This window comes from Flavitalea plasmicola, assembly GCF_030546645.1.
Taxonomy (GTDB): Bacteria; Bacteroidota; Bacteroidia; order Chitinophagales; family Chitinophagaceae; genus Puia.
This window is the reverse complement of sequence record NZ_JAUOTO010000004.1, coordinates 943,621-969,431: the sequence shown is the minus strand read 5'-3', so window position 1 is coordinate 969,431 and position 25,811 is coordinate 943,621. Positions and strand designations below refer to the sequence as shown.

The following is a 25,811-nucleotide window of genomic DNA, read 5'->3' as shown; positions in this document are numbered from 1 at the left end:
CACAAATTTATTTTTAAAAAAGCTTTATTTCACCCTCTTCTCCGACCGGTAAACGGAGGGGATCATGTTGAATTCCATCTTGAAGTATTGCGTAAAATATTTGGGATTGTTGAATCCAACAGTATATGCGATCTCTGCCACGGTGAGCTGGCTTTTCTCCAGCAGCTCGGCCGCCCTTTTCAGACGAATGTGACGGATCAGCTCCACAGGTGTCTTGCCTGTAAGGAGCAGCAGCCGCTTGTAAAACGTGCTCCGGCTGGCATGGAACTGCATGCTCAGCTCCCCGACTGAAAAATCCGGGTTGCCCATGTTCTTTTCAATCTGCCCCAGCACTTCCCGCATAAAGGCGTCATCGGCAGAAGCGACCTCCACTGGCATGGGTTGGGCCTGCACTTGCCGTTGATAGGTCTTTTTAATGATCTCGTTGTACTCCAGGGCATTCCGGATCTTCGACAGCAGCACTTCGAAATTGAATGGCTTGGAAATATAATCGGTGGCTCCCGTCTGTAATCCCCGCAGTTCACTGCCCTCACCAGTCATCGCCGTCAACAGGATGACAGGGATCTGCCTCGTCCGCTCGTCCGACCGGATCTTTTCACAAAGCTGGATGCCATCCATCATCGGCATGCTGACATCGCTGACTACGAGATGCGGATGCGCGGCAAGCACTTTCCTCCACCCCTCTTTCCCATCGGAAGCTTCGATGATCCTATAGAATGCACGAAGGTTGTCCTTCAGGTAGAAACGGAAATCCTCATTGTCCTCGATGATCAGGATCGTGCGTTTGGCGGAGCTCTCCTGCGCTTCCTCTGCGATGCCTTTAAGGGCAGCTGTCACGCCTCTCGTCTCCACCGTCGCATCTGCCATCGCCGGCGCAGGCAGCAGCCCAACCTCCGGCGCCATTATTTCCCTGAAAGGCAGACTCACGGTAAAGCAGCTACCTTTATTCAATTCACTCTCGACTGTCAGATGGCCATGATGCATTCTTACGAACTCCTGCGTGATGGACAGACCGATGCCGCTGCCCTGGTTCAGGATGGTCTCAGGAACATCGCTCTGGAAAAACCGCTCGAAGATCTTTTCCTGCTTGTCCGGAGCTATGCCGATGCCCGTATCCTTTATCTTAATTGACAGCAGCACATCTTCCTCCCTGGATGCTGTTTCCAGGGTTACGCTCACCGCCCCATTTTCCGGCGTGAACTTAAACGCGTTCGACAATAGATTAAAGAGGATCCGTTCCATCTTATCGTGATCGAACAGCGTCACCAGCGACCTGCGATCCTCCCGGTAGGAGAAGGATATATTCTTTCTTTCCGCCAGGTCGATAAAAGAGCTGTAGATGTCCCTGGCAAACCGGACTACATCGCCCTGACGAATGTGCAGCTTCAGTTCATTCACCTCCATTTTCCGGAAGTCCAGCAGTTGGTTGACCAGGTGCAAAAGCCGCCGCGCATTCCGGCGGATCATTTCATACTGCCGGCGCGGGTCGCCTTGAACAGGCTGGTCCAGCAGCTTGTCCACCGGTGCAAGGATCAATGACAGTGGCGTCCTCAGCTCATGGCTCATATTGGTGAAAAACCGGATCTTCATCAGGTCCATCTCGTGCATACGCCGGGTCTCCCTACGCTCATGCTCCAGGGCAAAACGCATTTTCGCTCTTTGTAAGATCATTCTCCGGGCCAGGATCAAACTGCCGGCAAACAGCATAAAATAGACAAAATATGCAAGCGGCGTTTTCCAGAATGGCGGCAGCACGATGATCTTTAATGTAGCTTCCTGACCATACCATTCCCCATCCTCATTGGAAGCCTTCACCCGGAAAAGATATTCGCCCGCATCGAGGTTCGTATAAGTGGCCTTCCGTATTTTGCCGTCCGTGGTCAGCCAATTCCTGGAAAATCCCTCGAGCGTGTACGTATATTTATTTCTGGCATTATAGATAAATCCCAGCGAGGCAAACTCGATGGAAAAGACTTTATCCTTATAATGCAAAGTGATGGCGTTCGTCTCCGTGATGGCTTTATGCAGGATCACATGGCCCCCCGTCGTGTCGCCGACATGCACTGGCTTATTGAAAACCTCCAGGCCGGTGAATGCAATAGGCGGCGTCTTCCCCGTGGGAACGATGTCCCCGGGGTTGAATATATTGAAGCCATTGGGGCCTCCGAAGATCAGCAATCCGTCCTTTGTCGCCAGGCCGGCGCGTTCATTGAATTCCCTGCCCTGCAACCCGTCCTGCTCATGAAAGTTCCTGCACCGGATATGAAAGACCGGGCTATCTTTCCCCCTGGACAGCTGGATCCTGGAAAGGCCATTGGGCGTGCTGATCCACAGATCATGCCGGCTGTCCTCCTGGATGCTGCGGACAGTGTTGTCGGGGAGGCCGTCCTCTACGCTAAAAGATTGGAAAACCTTTTTATCAGGGTCAAAAACATTCAGGCCCTCCCTTGTCGCAGCCCACATATTTTGCCGGCTATCCCTGAAGAGTAAAATAACATTATCCGAGCTAAGCCGGTTGCTGTCCATGGAATAATGATGGAAGCGGCCCGTGCTTTTCTCCAGCACGTCGATACCGTACCCGGTAGCCACCCAGAGGTTCTTATAGACATCCTCTGTAATAGACGAGACATACCCATTGCGGATCGAGCCCGGCCGGGAATATTTATAATGATAGAATTTATTGTCCCGTCGATCCAGCCTGTCCATCCCTTCTCCCAGCGTGCCTATCCACAGCTGTCTTTCCGAATCCTCGTAAACGCACATTATCCTGTCCTCGGCCAGACTGTTGGTGTCCTTGTCATTATGCCTGTAATGCACGAAGCGCTTGCCATCAAAGCAGTCTAATCCTCCAAAATAAGTTCCGATCCACAACTTGTTATCCTTGTCCAGCAGCAGGCTCACGACAATGTTATTGGACAGGCTGTTCTTATTACGCTCATCATGGACGTATTGTGTAAAGGTGTTGGTCTTCCGGGAGAAGTAGATAAGACCGCCGCCGTTGGACGCTATCCAGATATTGCCCGTGGCGTCCTCCACAAAATTATTGACGTCATCGAAGCTGAGGCTGCCTCGTTGATGAGGCTCATGCCTGTACTGGGGGAATTGGAAACTGCTCTGGTGATAGTAGCTGATCCCGCTTTTGAATGTTCCCACCCACATCGTGCCCAGGTTATCCCTGAACAGAGACGTAGTGCTGTTTTCCGAGATACTTTTTCCATCGTCCTCTATGTGGGCCACGTATTTCACGGAAAAATCCCGTTTGTCAATGATATTGACACCGCCATGGTCCGTTGCCAGCCAGATCAGGCCTTTACCATCCTGCAAAGCACTGTAAATGACATTATTGTTCAGCCGCCTTTCCCCGGCATCAAGGGCAAAATGTTTTAGCTCCCGCGTAGCGGGATGATAATAATAGGTGCCTTTGAACACCCCGCTGGAGTAGATCCATAAGTCATCCTGTCCGTCGATATAGATGCCGGCATGGATATGATCGTTGCAGAAATCCTTTTTCAGCGCCTCTGTCCGGAAAACCACCTTATGCCGCCTGCTGTCAACCTTTTCCAGTAGGCCATTCTCATGGACGACCCAGAGGTCCCCATTGCTGTCTTGCTTCGCGCCAGCGATCAGCGCTGTAGAGAGAGCCATGGGATCGGCCCCTCCCGGCCGGAGGGCGATCACCTTGCCATCCGGTAAATAATGATACAATCCCTGGTCTTTATAGACAAACCAAAAACCAGACTTTCCGTTCACGATATTTATCAACCAGGATTCGGGCAAACCGCGCTTCCTCAGATACCCCAGATAGTCCCCGTCAAACTGGTCCAGGCCAAAATCATAAATATTGAACCGTCCGGCCCTGGCGTCCACCCACATTTTTCCATCCGGCCCTTCGAAGATCTGCTCAATATAATTGTCGGTGATGGACTGCGGATTCCGTGCATCGTGTTTAAATAGCTTGAACTGGTAGCCGTCAAACCGGTTGAGTCCGGATAAGGTGCCGAACCACATAAACCCTTTTCCATCCTTGTACATGCAGGTGACATGGTTGTTGGAAAGCCCGTTGGTGAAATCCAGGTGGGAAAAAAGGTATTCGTTTGGCTGTGCGTAAAGCTGGCTGAACACCAGCCAGCAGAACAGGAGGAGTGGGGTCTTTTTGGGCATCATATCTTAAGCAGTCGTTATAGCAAATATAATATTTATCGCTCATAAGAGTATACGCGATTTAAGCCCCAAAAGTCCAAAAACACCCCCTCATCGAACATTTTCATACCCTTTTATACGATTCTTATCCCCCTGCCTCAGGCGCATTGTATCTACTTTTATTCGGAGAATTTCGACCGATTGCAAATTCTCCCTTACATACCAAAACACAATTGCTTACGTATGAGAAATTTAAGAAGATCAGACCTGCTTGCCCTGCTGGGATTACTCCTTATCATCCTGGCCGTTACCCCTCCCCTGGTCGCTCAACGATCCGGCGCCCGCCGGGTCACCGGAGTGATCACCGCCCAAAATAATGGCGCACCCCTTTCCGGAGCCACAGTTGCCGTTAAAGGGACCAAAAACTTCGTTACAACGGATGAGAACGGCGCGTTTACTATTTTGGTCGCGCCGGAAGAACGGGTGGTCGTCACCAATGTCGGATTTACGGCCAAAGAGGTGAAAGCAGGCAATTCCACCGTCCTCAACATCGCACTATCGCAGGATTACAACCACCTGGAAGATGTAATCGTCGTCGGCTATGGTAAAATGAAAAAGACTGACCTCAGCAGCGCAGTCCACACCATTTCCAACGCCGATCTTCAAAAGACGGTGAATGTGACCCTGGAAGACGCTCTCCGGGGAAAATCGCCCAACGTCTATGTATCCACCAGCAGCGGCTCGCCAGGGGCCGGAGCCTCGGTTATCATCCGGGGCGTAAGCACGGTCACCGGCAACTACCAACCTTTATACGTGATCGACGGCGTGCAGATCCGTCCTGGCTTGAATGGCGGTGGCGCCTATAATGTAAGCCCGGGACTGACTAATTCGCTGGCAGGCATCAATCCCGATGATATCGAGAGCGTCAGCGTGCTGGAAGGCCCTGCAGCCACCTCTATTTACGGTGCCGCCGGCGCCAACGGCGTTTTGATGATCACGACCAAGCAGGGTAAAGCCGGAGCTACCAGGGTGAATTTCAACGAATCACAGACGATCCAGACAAGACCGCCTAACCAGCCCGTGATGAACCTCCGGGAATATGCCGTCTACATCGGCAAATTACAACAGTTAGGGCTGGTAGGCGTCGAGCCGCCGGAACTGGCCGATCCCTCCATCCTGGGTCCCGGCACGGACTGGCAGCACGAACTGTTCCGCCCTACCCTCATGCAAAAGCATTCCCTGGGTGTCAGCGGCGGCTCTGAAAAATCCACCTTTTACCTGTCGGGCGACTATCTCAACCAGAACGGCGTTGCAGCAGGATCGGGCTTCAAGCGGGGGTCCATCAGGCTGAACCTGAATAACCAGGCAAACAAATGGTTGAAGATCAGCACCAACCTCAGCGCTTTCGCCACCTATGAAAAGGCAAATACTTTCCGGAACAACATCGTCAACCTGGCGCTCAACCAGAACCCCACCATCCCTGTGAAGAACCCGGATGGCACTTATGGTGGTCCTGCCAACACAGCCCAGGCACAATATGCCATTACCAACCCGCTGGCCATTGCCAACCTGAATAACAACTATAATACTTCTTTCGGGGCCATCGGTGGTTTGAACATCGACATCACGCCTATAAAAGGACTTTTATGGCACACGGAGACAAATGGCAACTATACCTTCACCAATAACTATACATTCGCCCCATCCTATAACCTCGGTCCTTATTATGCCAACCTGACCACCAGCGGCGGCCGGGGCAGCGGCAACAATTATTGGGCCTCCCTGAATACGCGGGTGCAGTATGACTTCTCCCTCAACAAGCACAGCATCTCGATCATGGGCGGGCATGAAGCCACCTACTATGCTTACCAGAGCTTAAGCGGAACGGGCACCGGCTACTCCACTAACTCTGTACAGGAATTGAGCGTCGCCTCCCCCTTATCGCCTCCTGCCACCAGCTCCAGGGGTAATGGCGCCGGCGAATCCTATTTCTCCCGTCTTGGCTATTCCTACAATAATAAATACTTCGCACAGGTCGTGGTCAGACGCGACGGTAGCAGCAATTTCGGACCGTCTAACCGCTGGGGCACCTTTCCTGCGGCTTCGGTAGCCTGGAAGATCTCGGACGAACCTTTTATGCGGTCCATTCCGCTCATTGACGATCTGAAGCTGCGCGCGGAATACGGCATTTCCGGCAATTCCGGCTCGGGCGGTGCGGTTTATTCCAACCTGTATTCCAGCTCTACGGTATGGGGCACAGGCTTTTTGCCTTCCAATTTTCCCAATCCCGACCTCAAATGGGAGCAGGATAAGTCAACCAACATCGGACTGGACCTGCATATGTTCAACAACCGGCTCGAGATCATCGCAGATGCTTATTATAAGAAGATTTCCAACCTTATCCTCTCCGCATCAGGCCCCAGCTACATGGGCGGCTATCTCAGCGGTGGCTATGGCGGACAGCTGAGTTGGCCTGTGAAGAATTATGGTGACATGGAGAACAAAGGCTTCGGAGTTTCCGTCAATACGGTCAATATATCCACGAAGGACCTTCAATGGCGGACTGGCGTCAATTTTTCCATGGACAGGAATAAAGTGAATAAGCTGGTATCTACCATCTTTACCCAATATTACTCGCAGATCAATGACAGACAATCGGAATTCCTCACCAAGGAAGGCCAGCCGCTGAGCATGATAACAGGGTATGTAGCCGAAGGACTCTTCCAGGATTACAAGGATATTGAAAGCCATGCCATACAGACGGGCGCCGTAGGCAGTCCGCGCATCATCAACCCGACCAACGGCAGCTGGGTCGGAGATATTAAGTACAAGGACATCAATGGTGACGGCTATGTGGACCAGAATGACCGCGTACCCATCGGCAATCCCTGGCCTAAGTTCAATTACAGCTTTACTTCAACCCTTACTTATAAAGGATTTGAGCTGAACCTCTTTTTCACCGGCGTATCCGGCAACCAGATCCTGAACCTGACACGTTATCAGAATGAGACGCTGCCCCAGGGTACCAGCCCCTACAGCAACCACTACAAAGGGGTCATCAACTTTGCCGTTCCCAGCAGCATGAATTCTGCCGATGCGCTGACGGCCACATTGACCAATCCGGGTCACAGGATACCTAACGTATTCGTCGACGCCAACGGCAACAACCGGATCTCTACATGGAACGTGGAGAGCGGGACCTATTTCAGGCTGAAGAATGCTCGCCTGAGCTACCGGGTGCCCTCGAAATATTTATCAGTCACACATGTGCTCCGGGGCGTGCTGGCGACTTTCCAGGTACAGAATGTATTTACCATCACGAAATACACGGGATATGATCCCGAAATAGGCATGTACAATTACAATGGAGTGAACATAGTTGGTATGGATGAAGGCAGATACCCTTCCACAAGATCGTACAACTTCAGCCTTTCATTGGATTTTTAACAACTACAATTCGAGACAAATGAAACCGAGCATTATATTTTTTACCATGATCTTCCTGCTTGCCGCATCGATCATGCCGGGCTGCAAAAAAGATTATTTAAACCGTCCTCCCCTGGCATCTCCCACCGCAGGTACTTTCTACCGCACCGACGCGGATATTCTAAGCGGTACAGGGCCGCTGTACAATGGCTCATGGGGCGGTTACAATGGTACCTCTCTCCAATACATAGGAGACATCATGGGCGGCAACAGCACGACGGATAATTACAACGGCAGAGGATCCTATCTTAGCTTTACGGTGACATCCACGGATCCCAGCGGAGCGCTGCAAAGCGCATACCAGGCACTGTGGTCTGTCGTGGCCAATGCCAATGTAGTGGCCTATAATATCAAGAACGCAGGTGCGGGAGCCAGCGAGAGCGGGAGGAACTCCGGTCTGGCAGAGTGTTATTTCATGCGGGCTGCAGCTTATTACTACCTGGCCCTGGACTGGGGAGCGGTGCCCATTATTTACAACAACAGCAGCCAGTTGGGAGATACCAGTATCCGGAGGAACAACCTGGCGGATGTATGGCAGTTCATCATCAACGACCTCACCTGGGCTAAGAATAACCTCGCTGCCACCCCCCTGCAGCCAGCCCGTATCACCAAATGGAGCGCCGAGGGCATGCTTGCCCGGGCTTATCTGGTACGGTCTGGGCTGGGCCAGTCAGGCACCCGCAAGCAGACGGACCTGGACAGTGCCAAATTCTATGCGGGCGATGTCTGCAATAACAGCGGCCTTTCCTTGCTTCCGAACTATTACAACCTGTTCACGAGTAAATATTTCAGTGGCACCAACGTCCCGGCGGAATGTCTTTTCGGCCTTTTGTGGGTGCCCACAGGCCAGTGGTTCGTACAAAACCATATGCAGGCCAACCTTGCCTATAGTAGCCTTATCACGCAGACGGGCGACGGATGGGGCGGCGCATTCGGCGCATCTCCCAGTCTGCTGGAATATTTTACGGACCCGGCCAATAAAGCCGATTCCATCCGCAGAAAAGCCACCATTTTCATGCCCAATGATAACTACCCTGATATCGCCCAGGCCACCGGCGGCTGGCATGTGGATACCGCGCTTTTTAATAACGGCAAGATCTATCATCCGGGCGATAAAGGCAACGGTGGTACCGACCATGCCTACGTGAAGAAATATGTCATCGGGTCTCCCGCCGACAACGGAGGCTTCGGCGGATCGCAGAATGAGAACCTAAGCACTTATATCTTCCGGCTTTCTGAAGTATACCTGATCTATGCTGATGCGATCCTGGGTAATAGCTCCACGACTTCCGATCCGGAGGCGCTGAAATATTTCAATGCGGTAAGGACCCGCGCAGGCGTGGCGCCCAAGTCATCCATCAGCTATGCCGATCTTATCCAGGAAAGGAAAGTAGAGTTTGCCTTCGAAGGCCATGCATGGTACGACTGGAAAACATGGTTCTATTTCGACCAGGCCGCGGCCACCAATTACTTTTCCAATCAGAACCGGGGCACCTACAATATCTCTTATAATTCAGGGAACCCATTTGTAACCTATTTCGCACAGGATAACCAAACGCCCGGCACTATCAATTACTTTATCGCGCCCAACAAGGCAGACCTCCCTTACCCGGAATCCGATCTCCTGGTGGCGCCTGGCCTGGCGCAGCCAGCAGTGCCCTTCGACTTCAGCAAAGTGAAATATTAACATTGATCCAAATAAAATCTTTTAGAGATGTTAAAGAAATTATTACTTCCCTTCCTCCTCATTGCCGGCCTCATACAATTCGGCTGCAAAAAGAATTCATCCGGTCCGCCAACGATCACAGGTATCCGGCTTATCGATACGACTAAGCGGGACAGTCTTTTCACCAGGGCCATGCCCGGCACCGAGATCGTCATCCAGGGAAATAACCTTGACGGGCTAAGGGCGGTGTTTTTCAATGATACATCCGCCTACTTCAACCCTGTATACGCCACCGGCAGCAATGTCATCGTCACCATCCCTTCCAGCGCCCAGACCATGGCGACCAACCCGTCCGTGCCCGGCAATATCAGGCTGGTCACCGACCACGGTACGGCAACGTACAACTTCACCCTCTATCTGCCTCCGCCTTACATTACATCCATCGCCCTCGATAATTCGGGTACGATCGTCACCATCAACGGAGGGAATTTCCAGGGGGTCAAAAAAATAACCTTCCCGGTCGCAGGTAATGACACGGCACTGTCCTACACCGTTAATAAAGACTATAACCAGATCGTTGCCGCTATTCCTCCCGGCGCATCTTTCAAAGACTCGATACGGGTGATCTGCACGTTTGGGACGGGTTCGTTCTCCTACCCGCCACCCATGGTCATTAAGTCCGTCTCCAACGAGAATGCCATGGCAGGCACTACCATTACCATCAACGGCAGCAATTTTATCGGCGTAAGCCAGGTGACTTTCCCCGGCGGTATACCGGGGACAAACCTGCAGGCGGTAAGCGTTACCCAGCTTACGGTGACGGTGCCACCTGGAATCACTGCCCCGGACTCGCTGAAGGTAGAAGGTGTGCTGGGCACCGTCACAGCCCCTCAGCTGTTCGACTCTTACCTCACCCATCCTTCACCAGGCTACCTGTCCACTTTCGATGTCCAATGGAATGGGGACAATCAGGGTTTTGTGGGCTGGACGGGAGGATATGCAGCAGCACCAGCCACAGCTTACCCCAATGCCACTGGCAGCGTGGCCTTCCTGGCACAGGGTAGCCCCATGCCTGGCCATACCGCCCCCCCCTCACAGGGTAACGCCGGATTCGTCCAGTTGAATGACGTACCCTGGGTCAGCAATACAGCCACCCCGGTCGCCGGGTATTCCCTGAAATTCGAGGTGTATACGGCCCAGCCCTGGAGCGCCGGCGCCATATGGGTCATGATGGGCGACTGGTATGGCTGGCATAATTACCTGGCACGTTATGCGCCCTGGGAAAGCGCCGCAGGCGGCACCTTCCAGCCTTCCGGCTGGACGACGGTGACCATACCGCTGACACAGCTTGTATCCATTTCCGGCAATGCATGGGACCTATCCACCTTCCCGTCCACCGGCTCGCCCGCAAACAAGTTCTCGGACTATAGCTCCACCGCATTGTGCTTTACTATCGTCAACGATCAGGCATCACCCGATATTCCGGCAAATACGCTCAATATCGCCATTGACAACATCCGTATCGTAAAAGGTCAATAAAACATTATATGAAAACACACCTATCTGGCAGCAGGTGGCTCATCCTGCTGTTGAGCCTGGCTGCCTGCAAGAAACATACAACTCCGAACAACCCTGTTGATGGCAAGTATCCTGTTAAAACAGACTCCATCTATAACCCGGTGGACCCGGCTGTTCCGGCGACCATTGGTTTTTTCGCGGACGGATGGGTTGGCAGGTCTTTTGCAACCCCTGCCGGCGATGTCGCCGGGTCACCTGCCACGGCAGTTGCCTCCGACTCTTTGACTATTGACGTCAATAAGGTCCTGGTAAAGACCTCTCCCTACCTGTTTGGAAATAATTCCAATCTGTGGTCGGGTCAGATGGTGACGCAGCCGGTGCTGATGCAATATCTCGAAGACCTCTCCCCCAATATCGTCCGCGGCCCGGGTGGCAGCATCAGCGACGTGTATTTCTGGAACGGAACGGACGCCCATCCCAAGCCGGACGACGCGCCTGACAACCTGATGAATGCCGACGGAGCCTCCAGCTCCATCGGTTCCTGGTACGGCGGCAACACGGCCGGCTGGACCTTTTCGCTCCAGCATTATTACGAGCTTTTATCCCAGACCAACAGCACTGGCATCATCACCGTGAACTATGGTTATGCCCGCTATGGCACGGGACCAAATCCCGTAGCCGCCGCCGCCCACCTGGCAGCCGACTGGGTACGCTATGACAATGGCAGGACGAAGTATTGGGAGATCGGCAACGAATCCTACGGCAGCTGGGAAGCCGGCTACCGCATCAATACCTCGAAGAACCAGGACGGACAACCCGAAATGATCACAGGATCCGTCTATGGCGCACATGTCAAAGTATTTGCCGACTCCATGCGGGCTGCCGCGAGAGAAACGGGCGCCACGATCTATATCGGCGCCACCCTATATGAGCATCCTCCCGCAAGCTATGATTACGCTTCTATCCAGAGCTGGAACCAGGGTGTATTAGGCAATGCCGGCGCAGCAGCCGATTATTTCATCGTGCATAATTATTTCACTGCCTTCAATACAAACTCCTCTGCCAAGGACATTTTGGCTACGGGTACAGCCGTACCTTCGTCCGTCGCGTCATACGTTCAACAACAGATCACCGGTGCAGGCCTGCCCATGAAACCCATCGCTATGACGGAATGGAATATTCAGGCCACGGGTTCGAAACAAAATACCTCGTACGTCGCAGGCATGCATGCCGCGCTGACGCTGGGCTCATTCATCAAAAACAAGTTCGGAGAAGCCAGCCGCTGGGACCTTGCCAATGGGTATTCCAACGGCGACGATCAGGGTATGTTCAACAATGGGGACGAACCACAGGCCCCATTATGGAATCCCCGTCCGGCATTCTATTACATGTACTATTTCCAAAAGTATTTTGGCGACAGGATGGTCGCGGACACTTTGCGGAAGGCCCTGAACAACGGGGATATCACTACTTATTCATCCACGTTCTCTTCCGGGCAGGCGGGAACCATTATCATCAATTCCGGCGCCTTCAACCACGTGGTGTCCGTCGATTTTCAGCACTTCCCCGCCGGAAGTAAATACTATTGGTATGCCCTGACAGGAGGTACGGACGCCCCCTTCTCCGGAGCGGTGTATGTCAATGGAAAGGGGCCGGCCAGCGCCACCGGAGGGCCGCTGGAATATGCGACGATCAAGCCTTATTCGGCTCCGCTGACAGGCTCCATCAAGGTGTCCGTCCCAGCGATGAGCGTCATATACCTGGTAGCCGATAAAAAATAGTTGGTTATGGATAAAACCCCGGTGATGGCGGCTCTATGTCTTTTGACCGCCTTGGCATCCTGCGTTTCCCATGACAGGAAGGAAGGGCTGCATTTTACGCGCCTGTCCTCTTCCTCCACAGGGGTGACATTCTCCAATACCATCACCGAGGACGATTCGGCAAATATGTTCGTCAATGAATACACGTACATGGGTGGAGGAGTAGGGATCGGCGATTTCAATAAGGACGGACTGCCCGACATTTTCTTTACAGGCAGCCAGGTAAGCTCAAGACTCTATCTCAATAAAGGGAAAATGCGCTTCGAGGATATTACGGCGGCGGCGGGTGTGACCACTGCCGGATGGTGCACGGGTGTCAGCATCATCGATATCAACAACGACGGCTGGCCGGATATCTATGTCTGTGTATCCGGTAAAGTACCGGGAGGTCTTCGGAAAAACCTTCTTTTTGTCAACCAGCATGATCTGCGTTTCAGCGAAGAAGCCGCGGCCTATGGTCTTGCCGATACAGGTTACGCCACGCAGGCGGTCTTCTTCGATTATGACAAGGACGGCAGGCCCGACATGTACCTGCTGAACCATACGTTGAATGACGACCGGCCCAATGACATCCGGGATAGAAAGACAGACAGCAATGCGATAGCTGGCGATAAGCTGTTTCATAATGATGGCATCCCCGCCGGCATGGACCACCCGGTATTCAGGGATGTTTCCAAACTGGCCGGCATCGTGGAGGACGGCAATGGCCTGGGTGTCGCTGTCAGCGACATCAATGGCGACGGATACCCGGACATCTATGTTGCCAACGACTATATCCGCAATGACAGGCTGTGGCTGAACAATAAGGACGGCACTTTCACCAATTGCATCAGTGCTGCGATGAGGCACCAAAGCTATTCCAGCATGGGTGTGGATGCAGCCGACCTGAATAACGATGAGCTTCCTGACATCATGAGCCTCGATATGCAGCCGGAGACCAGCCGGCGGAAGAAAATGATGTACTCCTTCCTGGGCGAGGAGCGCTGCCATATAGAAGCGGCAAAAGGCTATGAACCGCAATATATCCGCAACATGCTGCAGCTGAACAATGGCAATCGGCTCGTCAATCACCGGGAAGAACCTTTCTTTAGCGAGATCGGCCAGCTGGCGGGTGTCTTTGAGACGGACTGGAGCTGGAGCGTTCTGCTGGCTGACCTGGACAATGACGGATGGAAGGATATCCATATCACCAATGGCCTGGGGCGCGACCCTACCAATATCGACTTTTTGGAATACAGGCGTAATATGATGATGCGATCCGGTGTTCCTGAGAAAGACGCAGGTCAAAGGAGAATGCTGATGGAACATCTGTCTGAGCTGGGCCCTGTACGCCTTCATAACTATTTATATCGTAACAACGGCAGCCTGAGCTTCGAAGATATTTCCATACAGGCTGGCATCGATGAGCCGTCGGTGTCAAACGGCGCGGCTTATGCCGATCTGGACAATGACGGCGATCTCGACCTTGTCACCAATAATATCAACAGTACGGCTTTCATTATGCGGAATGACCTGGCCCCCGCGCCCGCTGCCTCCAACAATCTCACGGTCGTTTTAAAAGGCGACTCACTTAATAGGGACGGACTCGGCACGAAAATATTTGCGTACGCAGGAACCTCTTCTCAAATGGTGGAGCAATATCCCGTGCGGGGCTACCTGTCCTCGGTAGATGCGCGACCGCACTTCGGCTTTGGTGCTAGGCAGGTCGATTCTCTAAGGATCGTTTGGCCCGATGGCAGAACAGAGTTCATTGATCACCCTGCAGTCAACAAGACCTTACTCGTGACACATGCCGATGCGCAAGCCCCTCCTCCCGGGAACGCCTCCCCTTCGTCAAATACAACCTTCAAAGACCTGACTCAGCAGATGAAGATCGATTTCGTTCATAAGGAAAGCTTTTTCTATGATTACGGCATCCAACCCCTGATCCAGCAAAAATATTCACAGGAAGGTCCTTTTATCAGCACAGGCGATATCAACGGAGATGGACTGGAGGACTTCTTTATTGCCGGAGCTTTCCGGCAATCCGGCAGGGTCTTCCTGCAAAAGCCCGGCGGAGATTTTACAGGCAGGGACCTTGTTACGGGAGTGAAGAATGAGGAGGATATGCAAAGTGCCTTATTCGATGCGGATGGGGATGGCGACCTTGACCTGCTGATCGCAGGAGGAAGCAGCGAGTTCGAAATTAATTCATCTTTTTATCGTCCCCGCCTGTATCTGAACGACGGCAAAGGAAATTTCCGGCAGGATGAGTCAGCCTTTTCTCCCATGGTGCGCACGCCGGCAAAAAGTATCGCGGTGGCAGATATGGATGGCGATGGGGACCAGGATGTTTTCATCGGCGGAAGGGTTTCGCTGGGCACTTTTCCGACACCACCCCGAAGCTATGTGCTCCGCAACGATCATGGCAAGTTTGTCGATGTCACTGCAGCCGTCTGCCCTGCGCTGGAGACGCCAGGGCTGATCAATGCCGCGGTGTGGGCGGACCTGGACCACGACAATTCACCGGAGCTGCTGCTCGCCGGAGATTGGATGTCCCTCCGCATTTTCAAGAACAATGGGGGTACCCTGGTGGAGATCACTGCGCAAAGCGGTCTGGCGGAACACTCGGGTTTTTGGAGAAGCCTTGCCGTCGCCGACATCGACCATGACGGCGATATGGATATCATTGCCGGGAATTTTGGATTGAACAATCCCTTCCATATCAACGATCAACAGCCCGCACAGTTGATCGCCAGGGATTTTGACGCCAACGGCATCGTCGAACCCATCTTTTGCAATTATATTAAGAACGATGACGGTAAATTCCTGCTGTCGGCAGGGATCCCAAGGGATCAATGGGCCAGGCAAATGCCTTCGATCAAAAAGTCCTTTGACGTGAATGCGTCCTACGCCGCCGCGTCGATGGACCAGCTGTTTACAAAGGAAATGATGGCAGGCGCAACGGTCCTGCACTGTGCGGAGGTTCGCAGCGGATTCTTCGAAAATGACGGCCATGGCAAATTCACTTTCCATCCCTTCCCCACCCCGGCCCAGATAGCCCCGGTGAATGCCATTGTCGTTGACGACGTCGACAAAGACGGGAGAATGGACATTTTATTGGCCGGCAATGAATACCAGGCGGCAGTACCGGCAGGCCGGTATGATGCTTCTTACGGCCTTTGGCTAAAGGGCGATGGACATGGCGGCTTTATCCCAGTGCCGCCGGCCACCTCCGGTCTAATACTCGACGGAGATGTCAAAGACTTGAAAATGATCAAAGTCGCAGGTCGAAGGATAATGCTCGCAGCCATTAACGACCAGCCAATGAAGGCATTTTGCTACTAGCTCCTCTAAAAAAATTCATCCCCCGTCCAATTTTTGCTTTCTCATTTGATATAAGGGTGTACAATATCTTTATCAATTATTAAATCATTAGAAATGAGAAAGTTAGTGATTTTCAACTTCACCACCCTGAATGGCTATTTCGCAGGACCCGGTGGGGACCTCACCTGGCACAGGCATGGCGAAGAAGAAAGTAAATTCGCCAGCGAATCGGTGGGGCAGGGCGGCGTTCTGCTCTTCGGACGCATTACATACGAACATATGGCCAGCTACTGGCCTACGCCGCAGGCAATCCAGCAGGCCCCTGCCGTCGCCGAAGGAATGAATAAGGCGGAGAAGATCGTCTTTTCCCGGACGCTGAAAAAAGCCGGTTGGCAGAATACACGGATCATAAATGGGGATCTCGCCGGCGCCGTTAAGCAGCTGAAGGAGACGCCGGGAAAGGACATGTGCGTCCTGGGCAGCGGCAGCATCATCACCCAGTTGGCGGATGCGGGCCTTATCGACGAATACCAGTTCATGGTCGATCCGGTAGCGTTGGGAGATGGCGCCCCCACCTTCAAGGGATTGCAGCGCAAGCTGGACCTGAAATTAGTCTCCGCCCGGACGTTCAGGAGCGGAGTTGTCTTACTTTCGTATCAACCTTTATAAAATCTTAAAATTATGGACGAATACTTAATACTGATGCGTCTCGACATCATTACCAAAGAAGCACAGCCTTCCCCGGAGCAGATGCAGGTGTATATGAAAAAATATCAGGATTGGGTGGGTGGCATTGCGGCGCAAAATAAATTCGTGGGAGGCACTGCCCTGTCAATGGAAGGGAAGGTCATCAAGCCAAAGCAAATCATCACGGACGGCCCCTTTGCAGAAGTAAAAGAATCGATAGCCGGATTTATCACCATCCGGGCAAAGGATTTTGACGAAGCCGTCAGCCTGGCGAAGCTATGCCCCATCCTTGGAGGAGAAGGCAATAGCGTGGAAGTGAGGAAAATAACGGGCGGGCATAACTGACGAACATGGCAGATCAGCAGCTGATACCTCATCTATTCAGGACGGAGTACCGGAAGATCGTCGCGGTGCTCTGTAAATATTTTGGATTGGGCGGGATGGAGAATGCCGAGGATATTGCCAGTGAGACCTTCCTCACGGCCACGCAAACCTGGGGCCTGCATGGTATCCCGTCCAATCCTACCGCCTGGCTATACGGCGTGGCAAAGAACAAGGCCAAAAATCATCTGCAGCGTCATACGCTGTTCCGGGATAAGATCGCCCCGGCGTTGAAAGGCGATGAGTCAATGGAACAAGACCTTGACCTCTCGCCTCAAAATATCATCGACAGCCAGCTCCAGATGATGTTCGCCATTTGCCATCCTTCCATTTCCCCCGAAGCGCAGATCGGCCTCTCCCTTCGCATCCTCTGCGGTTTTGGCATTGAAGAGATCGCAGACGCCTTCCTTACGAATAAGGAGACCATCAACAAACGATTATTCCGGGCCAAAGAGCAGCTGCGGACTTCCGGGATAAAGATCGGCGTTCCCGGCCCGCCGGAGATCGAAGAAAGGCTGTCTCCTGTATTGACCACCATCTATCTTCTGTTTAACGAAGGCTATTATTCCATCAGCCGGGATCAACCGCTCCGTAAGGACCTTTGCCTGGAAGCCATACGGCTGTGTACCATGCTTGTTGAAAATGCCGCGACCAATCAGCCACAGGTGAATGCCTTGCTTGCTTTGATGTGTTTCCATGCTTCCCGGTTCGACGCGCGTACGGACAGGAATGGCGGCATCATCCTGTACGAGGAGCAGGACCCCAGCCTTTGGAATGTGGACTTCATCAGCAAAGGAGGTTATTTTTTGCAATGCTCCGCCACTGGCAACAAGCTGTCCAGGTATCATCTGGAAGCGGGTATTGCCTATTGGAGCACACAGCGTGCCGACATCCCGGAAAAATGGGAGAACATTTTGCAATTTTACAACCGGCTGCTGCAAATGGAATATTCGCCCATTGCGGCCCTCAACAGGACGTATGCGCTCTCGAAGGTCAATGGAAAAGCAGCCGCCATCGTTGAAGCGGAAAAACTGGAATTGACGGACAACCATTTTTACTTTGCCTTGCTGGGAGAGCTGTATACGTCCATCGATGATGAAAAAGCCAGGCTGCATCTTCAAAAAGCTTATTCCCTGGCGAAGACGCCGGCAGACAGGCAGGCCATTCAGAAAAAGATGGACAGGCATGCCACTCTTTGAACCGGGCACAGTGAGCACTCGCCAGTTCAGTTTTGCTACAGGATTAGTTCTGATCTTCGGCGGACAATCTTATAAAAATGAAAAAAAAGAACTTATTCCTGGGCCTGGCGGTCATGTCACTTACCTTTCATACCGTAGTAGGGCAACAATATGCCTTTGACAAGAAGATCGCACTTCCCGGCGACGGCGGCTATGACTATCTGTCGATCGACGAAATAAACAATCATTTATTCGTTTCGCATGGCACTTCCGTCAACGTGATCGATCTCGGTACGGAAAAGCCCATCGCCAGCATCGATGGCATGAAAGGCGTACACGGAATAGCCGTGGACAATGAGCTCAACAAGGGGTTTATCAGTGACGGTAAAGGCAATTCCGTTGTCGTCTTTGATCTCTCTACCTTTAAGATCCTGGCGACCATTCCCCTCAGCGCCAAGGGCCCTGATGCGATCATATACGATCCATACAGCAAAAAGGTCCTCACCTTCAACGGTAACAGCAAGAACGCCTGCGTCATCGATCCTGTAGCCTTGAAGGAGATCAAGACCATCGACCTGGAAGGAGGCCCGGAATTCGCCGTACCCGACGGGAAGGGCCTCATCTATAATAATAATGAAGACCTGAATGTCCTCAAAGTCATCGATGCGAAGAACTGGACAGTAAAAGCCTCCTGGCCCCTCGCCCCATGCGGCGGCCCTACAGGACTGGCCCTGGATGCAGCGCACGGCAGGCTTTTCACCGGCTGCCGCACCAATAAAGGCCTCAGTGTAGTGAATATCGCAACGGGAAAAGTGATCGCCACCCTACCCATCGGCGCGGGCGTCGATGCCGTGGTCTATGATGCCGCCAACCAGCTGATATTCGTCTCTAACGGCGACGCTACCGCCACAATTATCCGCCAGGAATCTGCCGACAAGTACACCATAGTACAGTCATTGACCACCGTCCCCCGCGCCAAAACCATGGCGTTCGACAAAAAAACCAGGAAGATCTATTTCAGCGCACCCGAATTCCAACCGGGGACCCGCAATATCATACCCGGCACCTTTGCTGTGCTGGTCTACAAGCCTCAATAGATCGGACGGATTGAACCCTATATTAGTTCCGGCGGCCTGTGCTTCCTGTAAAGCAATCGCAGCATCGACGGCAGGACGATCAGCAGGATGGGCAGCGCAGCCACAAACCCTCCGATCACCGCAATGGCCAGCGGCTGGTGCAGCTGGGCTCCCGTGCCGATGCCCAGGGCCAGCGGCATCAGGGCAATGATGGCCCCTAGTGCCGTCATCAGTTTGGGGCGCAGACGCGTTGAGACGGAGAATACGATGGATTCATCCACCGACCTCTCCTTCAATGAATCCCGGAACTGCAGGAAAGTGAAAATGGCATTTTCCCCAATGATGCCCACGATCATGATCAGCCCGGTGTAGCTGCCCACGTTCAGCGGCGTATGCGTGATGTATAAAGCAATATAGCTGCCGGCGATCCCCAGCACGGCCAACAGGATAATGAGCAGGGCAACCCGCAGATCGCGAAAAAGAAAAAGTATGACTGAAAAGACCAACAGGCTCGATGTGATCAATATCGTCAGCAGCTCCTTGAATGACTGCTGCTGCTCCGCATAGGACCCGCCGTATTCAATATGATATCCCTGCGGCAGCACCACATCCGTTGCCACACTCTTTTGGACGTCCTTCATCACGCTTCCCAGGTCGCGGTTCTCCAGTCGTGCTGTGACCTCACCCATCGACTGAAGATTTTCACGACTGATCTCTGCATCCCCCGGGTTCACCTTTACGCCTGCCAGTTCAGTTATAGGTTTCAGCCTTCCCGAAGGCAGGAATATCTGCAATTGCTGGATATCGGCGACCGTTGCCGTCCTGCTATTGGGATAGACCATCCGTATGTTGGTGAGCTGCTCTTTTTCAAGGATGCTACCTACAATATTCCCTTCCAGCCTGTTTTGCAGCTGCAGCTGCAACATAGCTGGAGTGACGCCAAATTGCGCCAGCTTGTTATAATCCGGCTCGATGCTGACCGATGGGCCGGCGATCACAATACCGTCAAATACGTCGGCAGCACCCTCCACTTTTTTCACCGATTCGGCCACCTGTTTGGAAAGGTCCTGCAATTTTTTTACGTCGTTACCGAATATTTTGATCGCCACAGGCTGGACCGAGGTCATCAGGTCGCCCAGCATATCCCCTATCACCTGGCCGAAATCGATCCGCAAGGCGGGTTGGGAGGATTCCACCTGCTTGCGTATGTCCGCTATGACCTCGTCGGTGCTGCGTGCCCTCTCCTTTTTCAGCTGTATCAGGTAATCTCCCGTATTGGGCTCGGTAATAAAAAAGCCCATCTGCGTCCCCGTGCGACGGGAATAGCTTGCCACCTCCGGCACCGAAGTAACGATCTTTTCCACCTGCCGCAGGATCCTGTCCGTCTCCTGAAGGGAAGTGCCGGGCGGAGAGGTATAATCCAGCACGATGCTGCCTTCATCCATTTCCGGTAAAAACCCTGTCTCCAGTTTGGGCAGAATGAGATAAATGGCCAAAGCCAATCCTGCTATAAGCACCATGCTCACATAGGGCTTGTGAATGAAGAATCCCACCCATTTCTGCCGTTTCACCATATGGGCTTTGGGCTCTTTTTTAGGCGATTTGCCCCTTTTCGGGCTCAGCAGCAGGTAGATTACGGGGAGGCCGATCCAGGTGACGAAAAAAGAGCACACCAACGTAATGATCATCGTATTGGTCAGCACCTTGAAATAGGCGCCGGCTACTCCGCTCATTAGTTCGAAGGGAATAAAAATGACGATGGTGCTCAGGGACGATCCGATCATAGCAGGGTACAGGTAACGAATGGCTTTTTCAACCAGGACGCCGGACGGTTCGAGAGGATGTTCCTCATGCGTTCGCTGTATTTGTTCTACCACCACGATGGCATCGTCGATGATCAGTCCAATGGACGCTGCAATAGCCCCCAGGGTCATGATATTGAAGGTATAGCCAATAGCATAGACCACTATCAACGTCAGACAGATGGTGACGGGTATGGTGATAAGAATGGTTGCGCTGGCCTTTACGCTCCGGAGAAAGATAATGGCCACTATGATCGCCAGCGCAACGCCGATCCATAAACTGTCCGTTACGCTCTTTACCGAGTCCTGCACGAAATCAGCCTGTACATAGTAGGGCTTGAGCCGGACATTTTTGGGAAGGATCTTTTGCAGGTCGGCGATCTTTTGCTCCATCCGGGTAGACAGATCGATCAGGTTGGCATTGGGCTGCTTGATGACGGCGATCAGCAGGTTCTCCTTTCCGTTGGCGTTGATCTTCGTATATTCCACAGACTCCTGGATGGAGACATTAGTGATCTCGTCGAGACGGACGACCCTTTTTCCATTGTTGATGACGATGAGGTCCTTTAGCTGGCCCAGCGTCTTCACCGTGGCATCAGTGACAGTAAGGTATAAAAGATGATAGTCTGAGAGATAACCATTGCTCCGGATGAAATTAGTTTGCGCGAGGACGGAGGAAAGCGAATCCGGTGTGATGCCCAGGGTACTCATTTTCTGCATGTCGAGGGTGAGCCAGTATTCCTTTTGCTTCCCACCGATGACCCGGACCTCGGATACACCCTGGACCTGGGATAAAAATGGCTTGACGGTATATAGGGCCAGCTGCTTGATATCGATGGGGGACGCAGCCGAATTCGTCTCCAGAGAATAACCCAGCACGGGAAGTATGGAAGGGTTCATCTTTTCTACTGTTACCTGTACGCCGGCGGGAAGGCTATTGCTGACCTGGGCGATCTTCGATTCGATGCGCTGCTGCGCCAGGTCGATATTGCTGTTCCAGTCCATGAAGGCCGAGATCTCACAGGTGCCGCGGCTGGTGGTGCTGCGGATATTCAGCAGGTCAGGCACTTGCTTGATGGCATTCTCCAGCGGCTTGGTCACCGTAACCATCATCTTGTCCACAGGTTGCAGGCCGGCATCCGCAATGATCTTTATCTTCGGGAATGTGATCTCCGGGAACAGCGACGTCTTCAGCCGGCCATAGAAAAAAAAGCCGCCCATCATGATGATCGCCAGCAACGCCGTCACAGGACTCTTATAGGATGCAAAAAAGTTCTTCATGATATTATTGTTTCTGCACGATTACTTTAGCCGTATCAGGCAACCCGTAATTACCGGCGATCACGATCCTGTCGTCCTTTGAAAACATCGGATCCAGGATCTCGATTGTATTATGCTGCTCCAGACCCATTCGCACGGGAGTCTTAACAGCAGTGGAGGAATCAATGAGCTTCATTACCCAAAAGCTGGTTTGCGCTTCATCAGACAGGATAGCAGATCTGGGCAGCGTCTGCGCATGACTACGTAGATTCTTGATGATCCGCACCTTCGCTATCAGGTTTTGCGGTATCGGGGTCCGGCTGCTCACCTTTATGACCACCGGTTGTGTCTGTGAAAGGGAATCGACAACGGGCATAACGGAGCTGATAACACCTGTCAGGTGTGTGGCATCTGGCAATACCAGGTCCACATTCCTTTTGTTAAGCACAAAAGGCCGCAGCTCATAAGGTAGGTTCAGCAAAAAAACAAAGCTATTGATATCACTGATGACGGCCAGTTGTTCTCCATCCTGCACATAATCCCCGGGCTGATGGTTCAGCTGTGTGACGTACCCTGCTGAAGACGACCTGACAGTGCTCATGCCGGAGAACTTAAACGAGCTGTCCAGCCTGGAGATGGAATTGCCGATGACCAGGGATTCCTTTGTCTCGATGATAAACAACGGTTTCCCTACCCCCACCAGCTCCCCGGGTTTGACATTTACTGTTTTAACATACCCTACAGCTGTGGACCGTACATAGCTGCTCTGTAAGAAAGTGGAGGTGGCATTCAGCTCGATGGAGTCCGTTAGATCCTTGTATTCGACGTTCATCACCGTCACCGGCGTTCTGATTTCCTCAGTAGCGGGGTCAGCCGCCGTAGCTTCCGCCGGGGCGCTTTTACCGTTGCAGGAAATAGACCCGGCCAGCACGACTATCCATAAAAATCCAAATTTTGCCATGTACCTATGGTTTTATAAAGCTTCCCAATAATTGATCTGGTTAATGATCTGCAGCCTGCTGGTGTAATTCTGGTTCAGCAGGTTCCTGGCATTCAGCCACGTATTGATAGCCAGCACCAGTTCGGTGATCCTGACATTGCCTGTCTCCAGCAGCTTGGCGTTCACTTCGATCAGGGCGCTGGAATACTTGATCTGCCCCCTGATATCCTCGATCAGCGATTCGGTGGCGCGTAGCTGCTGTGTTAATTGGGCTATCTGTTGGTCATACTGCCGCAGAAAGAAATCCCGATAACCGGTCCTTGTCCTTTCGGCAATATCGATCTTTTTGAATTTCATTTGCCGCTGCTTCCCGTCGTAGATCGGCACATTGAGCGAAAGCCCAAAGCTCGTTCCGAAATTCCTGCCAAGCTGGAATGGATAGCTTGATAAATACCCGGCATCCGCGAATACGCTTAACTTGGGTTTGTAGCTGTAATTGACGAGCGCGTGCTGGTTAATGTTCTTCAGGCTGTCAATGGTATATTGCCTGTAAAACTCAGAGCTGTATGCATCCGGCAGTACGGACATTTTCAATCCGGGATCCGGAAGATCGGTGACTGCAGTGTCGACGACACCGCATAAATAATTCAGCAAGGCAAAGTCGTTCCTGAACTGGATCTCCGACTGCCGGAAGATCAGCTGCTGTTGCTGCATGGTAACATAGAACGTAAGATAATCGGTCTGCTTATATATATTGGCCTGTGTCAGCCCTTTCAATATGCCCTCCTCCTTTTGCAGCAGCGCCAGGGTTTCCCGGTTGAAGTTCATGATCACCATGTCGCCGTATGCGGTGATGTACTGGGCAGTCACCGTCTTCTTCAGGTCCCGCCGGGCTATCGCCGTGGCGTTGCCGATGGTCTTTTGATTCAGGGAAAGGGTCTGGTATTGCGCGGACAGGTAGTTCCTGCCCACAAATGTCTTGGTCGCCAGCACCTGGGCGGAAAGCTGGCCTCCATTGGTAACAGCATTGTCATATCCATAGCCGCCGATCAAAGGTGCATAGGAATTATTACTGACACCGTTTACCTGCGGCAGATACGAGGCCCGGATCAGCTGACTGTCCACTCCGTTTGAAAGCAGCTGATTCTGATAGTCCTTCAATAAAGGACTGTTGTCCCTGGCCCGCCCGAGATAGTAGTCCAGGTTATGATCCTGGCCGAAGGCGCAAAGGCGGACACTTAAAAGAATATATAGAAAGCCTTTTTTCATTCGGGATCACGTTTAAATAATATACGGAAGACATGCCTGCCTTCCTGGAAAGAATAATCGACGCTATAGCGGTAAAGAGTACATATATTTTTTACGATGGCAAGTCCCAGACCAGTGCTGTCATCACTCCCTGCCGGACCCGCCTGCTTGTAGAACCGGTCAAAGATCCTGCTCAAAACCAGCGGTGTGGATGCGCCCGTGTTCTCGATAACAAGCGTGTCCTTCTCCGTTCTTACCACAATCGCTCCATTGTCTGTGTTGTACCGGATGGCATTGGAAAGCAGGTTGCCTATGAGGATTTCTATCAGGGTGATATTGACGCTGACAATGATGGCGTCCGGGAAATCCCCGTGGATGGAAATATTCCTTGCTTCCGCATGTATCCGGGAATGCCGTATGAGCCTGCTGCATATGGATCCTATCTCCACCTCTTCGACAGTTTGGTATTGATTGTTCTCGATCTTTGCCAGCAGCAGAAGCGATTTATTTAATTTTATCAGACGCCTGTTGGTAACGTCCAGGGAATTGATCAGGTCCGCCTGCTCCTCCGATAAATGCGGGGTCTGCATCAACAGCTCCAGCTTGCTCTGGAAAATGGCCAGCGGAGTTTGCATCTCGTGAGACGCATTCTCTGTAAACTCCTTCTGCTGCAGGAATATTTCGGAGCTGCGGCTGAAAAGATTCTTCATTGCCACATTCAGCTCATTGAACTCGTCGGTGGTGCTGGCCAGGAAGGAAAGATTGGTCTGTTTGTTGACCTGGAATTGATGCATATTTTTCAAAGCGACGTAAAAGGGCTGCCACAGTCTTTTAGACACTTTTTGGTTGATCCAAAGCATGCCGCCGATGAGCATCAGCAATACAGCGGCCTGCACCAGCAATATGCTGCCCAGGAGATCCTCGTTCTCGACGAGGCTGCTGCTGATGATCAGCCGATACGTCTTCCCGCCTACAGTGATCATGCCTGCAATCTCCCTGTAAGGTTCCTTTTCCCTGTGCTTTGGGCTAAATCGGTAGCCGGTGTAAATACGGTCTCCGATGACCTCATCGGCCGGCGACAAGGAAATATCCTTATCCAGCCTGGACCAGGCCGTCAGGTCAGCCTGCGACCGGATCTCACCCAAATTCGAACGGATCTCCCGCAGCTGGGAGCGCAGGGATCTATCCACAGAATGCAGAAGAACCGATCGCACCACGAAATAGAATAGAGGGATGGTCAACAGAAAAATGAGGGATGAATAAAACAGATAATTACGTATGGTCTTATTATTAAGCCTCATGG

The 25,811-nt window shown here is 52.3% G+C and carries 14 protein-coding genes; 9 read left to right on the top strand and 5 right to left on the bottom strand.

Annotated elements, in window-relative coordinates; genetic code table 11:
- Nucleotides 1-24: 24 nt before the first annotated feature.
- Entirely contained in the window at nt 25-4,164 is a 4,140-nt protein-coding gene (locus Q4E93_RS18155; protein ID WP_303587585.1) for a hybrid sensor histidine kinase/response regulator transcription factor, read from the bottom strand.
- Between the two features lie 219 nt (nt 4,165-4,383).
- Here Q4E93_RS18155 and Q4E93_RS18150 point away from each other — a divergent pair, with 219 nt between their 5' ends.
- From Q4E93_RS18150 to Q4E93_RS18110, 9 genes are all read left to right on the top strand, one after another.
- A complete protein-coding gene (locus Q4E93_RS18150; RefSeq protein WP_303587584.1) occupies nt 4,384-7,587 on the top strand; it encodes a SusC/RagA family TonB-linked outer membrane protein in 3,204 nt (1,067 codons plus the stop codon).
- A gap of 19 nt (nt 7,588-7,606) precedes the next feature.
- On the top strand, nt 7,607-9,313 hold the full coding sequence (locus tag Q4E93_RS18145) for a RagB/SusD family nutrient uptake outer membrane protein (protein ID WP_303587583.1): 1,707 nt from the start codon (nt 7,607-7,609) through the stop codon (nt 9,311-9,313).
- A gap of 27 nt (nt 9,314-9,340) precedes the next feature.
- Nucleotides 9,341-10,831 (top strand): glycan-binding surface protein, encoded by a 1,491-nt coding sequence (locus Q4E93_RS18140; RefSeq protein ID WP_303587581.1) that lies wholly within the window; start codon nt 9,341-9,343, stop codon nt 10,829-10,831.
- Between the two features lie 8 nt (nt 10,832-10,839).
- Nucleotides 10,840-12,591 (top strand): alpha-L-arabinofuranosidase, encoded by a 1,752-nt coding sequence (locus Q4E93_RS18135; RefSeq protein WP_303587579.1) that lies wholly within the window; start codon nt 10,840-10,842, stop codon nt 12,589-12,591.
- Nucleotides 12,592-12,597: 6 nt separating this feature from the next.
- Complete coding sequence (locus tag Q4E93_RS18130) at nt 12,598-15,957, top strand: VCBS repeat-containing protein (RefSeq protein ID WP_303587577.1); 3,360 nt, start codon at nt 12,598-12,600, stop codon at nt 15,955-15,957.
- 93 nt (nt 15,958-16,050) lie between these two features.
- The gene (locus Q4E93_RS18125) at nt 16,051-16,605 is read left to right on the top strand and encodes a dihydrofolate reductase family protein (RefSeq protein WP_303587576.1); all 555 of its coding nucleotides are present in this window, start codon (nt 16,051-16,053) and stop codon (nt 16,603-16,605) included.
- A gap of 12 nt (nt 16,606-16,617) precedes the next feature.
- Nucleotides 16,618-16,968: a YciI family protein gene (locus Q4E93_RS18120; protein WP_303587573.1), complete on the top strand. Its 351-nt coding sequence runs from the start codon at nt 16,618-16,620 to the stop codon at nt 16,966-16,968.
- A gap of 5 nt (nt 16,969-16,973) precedes the next feature.
- Nucleotides 16,974-18,203, top strand: a complete 1,230-nt coding sequence (locus Q4E93_RS18115) for an RNA polymerase sigma factor (protein WP_303587572.1) — start codon at nt 16,974-16,976, stop codon at nt 18,201-18,203.
- A gap of 77 nt (nt 18,204-18,280) precedes the next feature.
- Nucleotides 18,281-19,279, top strand: coding sequence for a YncE family protein (locus Q4E93_RS18110; protein ID WP_303587571.1), 999 nt, complete (start codon nt 18,281-18,283; stop codon nt 19,277-19,279).
- A gap of 17 nt (nt 19,280-19,296) precedes the next feature.
- On the opposite strand, the gene Q4E93_RS18105 is transcribed toward Q4E93_RS18110, so the two are convergent.
- The 4 genes from Q4E93_RS18105 to Q4E93_RS18090 are packed head-to-tail and all read right to left on the bottom strand — an operon-like array spanning nt 19,297 to nt 25,809.
- Complete coding sequence (locus Q4E93_RS18105) at nt 19,297-22,341, bottom strand: efflux RND transporter permease subunit (RefSeq protein WP_303587570.1); 3,045 nt, start codon at nt 22,339-22,341, stop codon at nt 19,297-19,299.
- Between the two features lie 4 nt (nt 22,342-22,345).
- A complete protein-coding gene (locus tag Q4E93_RS18100; RefSeq protein ID WP_303587568.1) occupies nt 22,346-23,281 on the bottom strand; it encodes an efflux RND transporter periplasmic adaptor subunit in 936 nt (311 codons plus the stop codon).
- Nucleotides 23,282-23,293: 12 nt separating this feature from the next.
- Nucleotides 23,294-24,529, bottom strand: coding sequence for a TolC family protein (locus tag Q4E93_RS18095; RefSeq protein ID WP_303587566.1), 1,236 nt, complete (start codon nt 24,527-24,529; stop codon nt 23,294-23,296).
- On the bottom strand, nt 24,526-25,809 hold the full coding sequence (locus Q4E93_RS18090; protein WP_303587565.1) for a sensor histidine kinase: 1,284 nt from the start codon (nt 25,807-25,809) through the stop codon (nt 24,526-24,528). The genes Q4E93_RS18095 and Q4E93_RS18090 overlap by 4 nt, the downstream gene beginning before the upstream one ends.
- Nucleotides 25,810-25,811 lie beyond the last annotated feature (2 nt).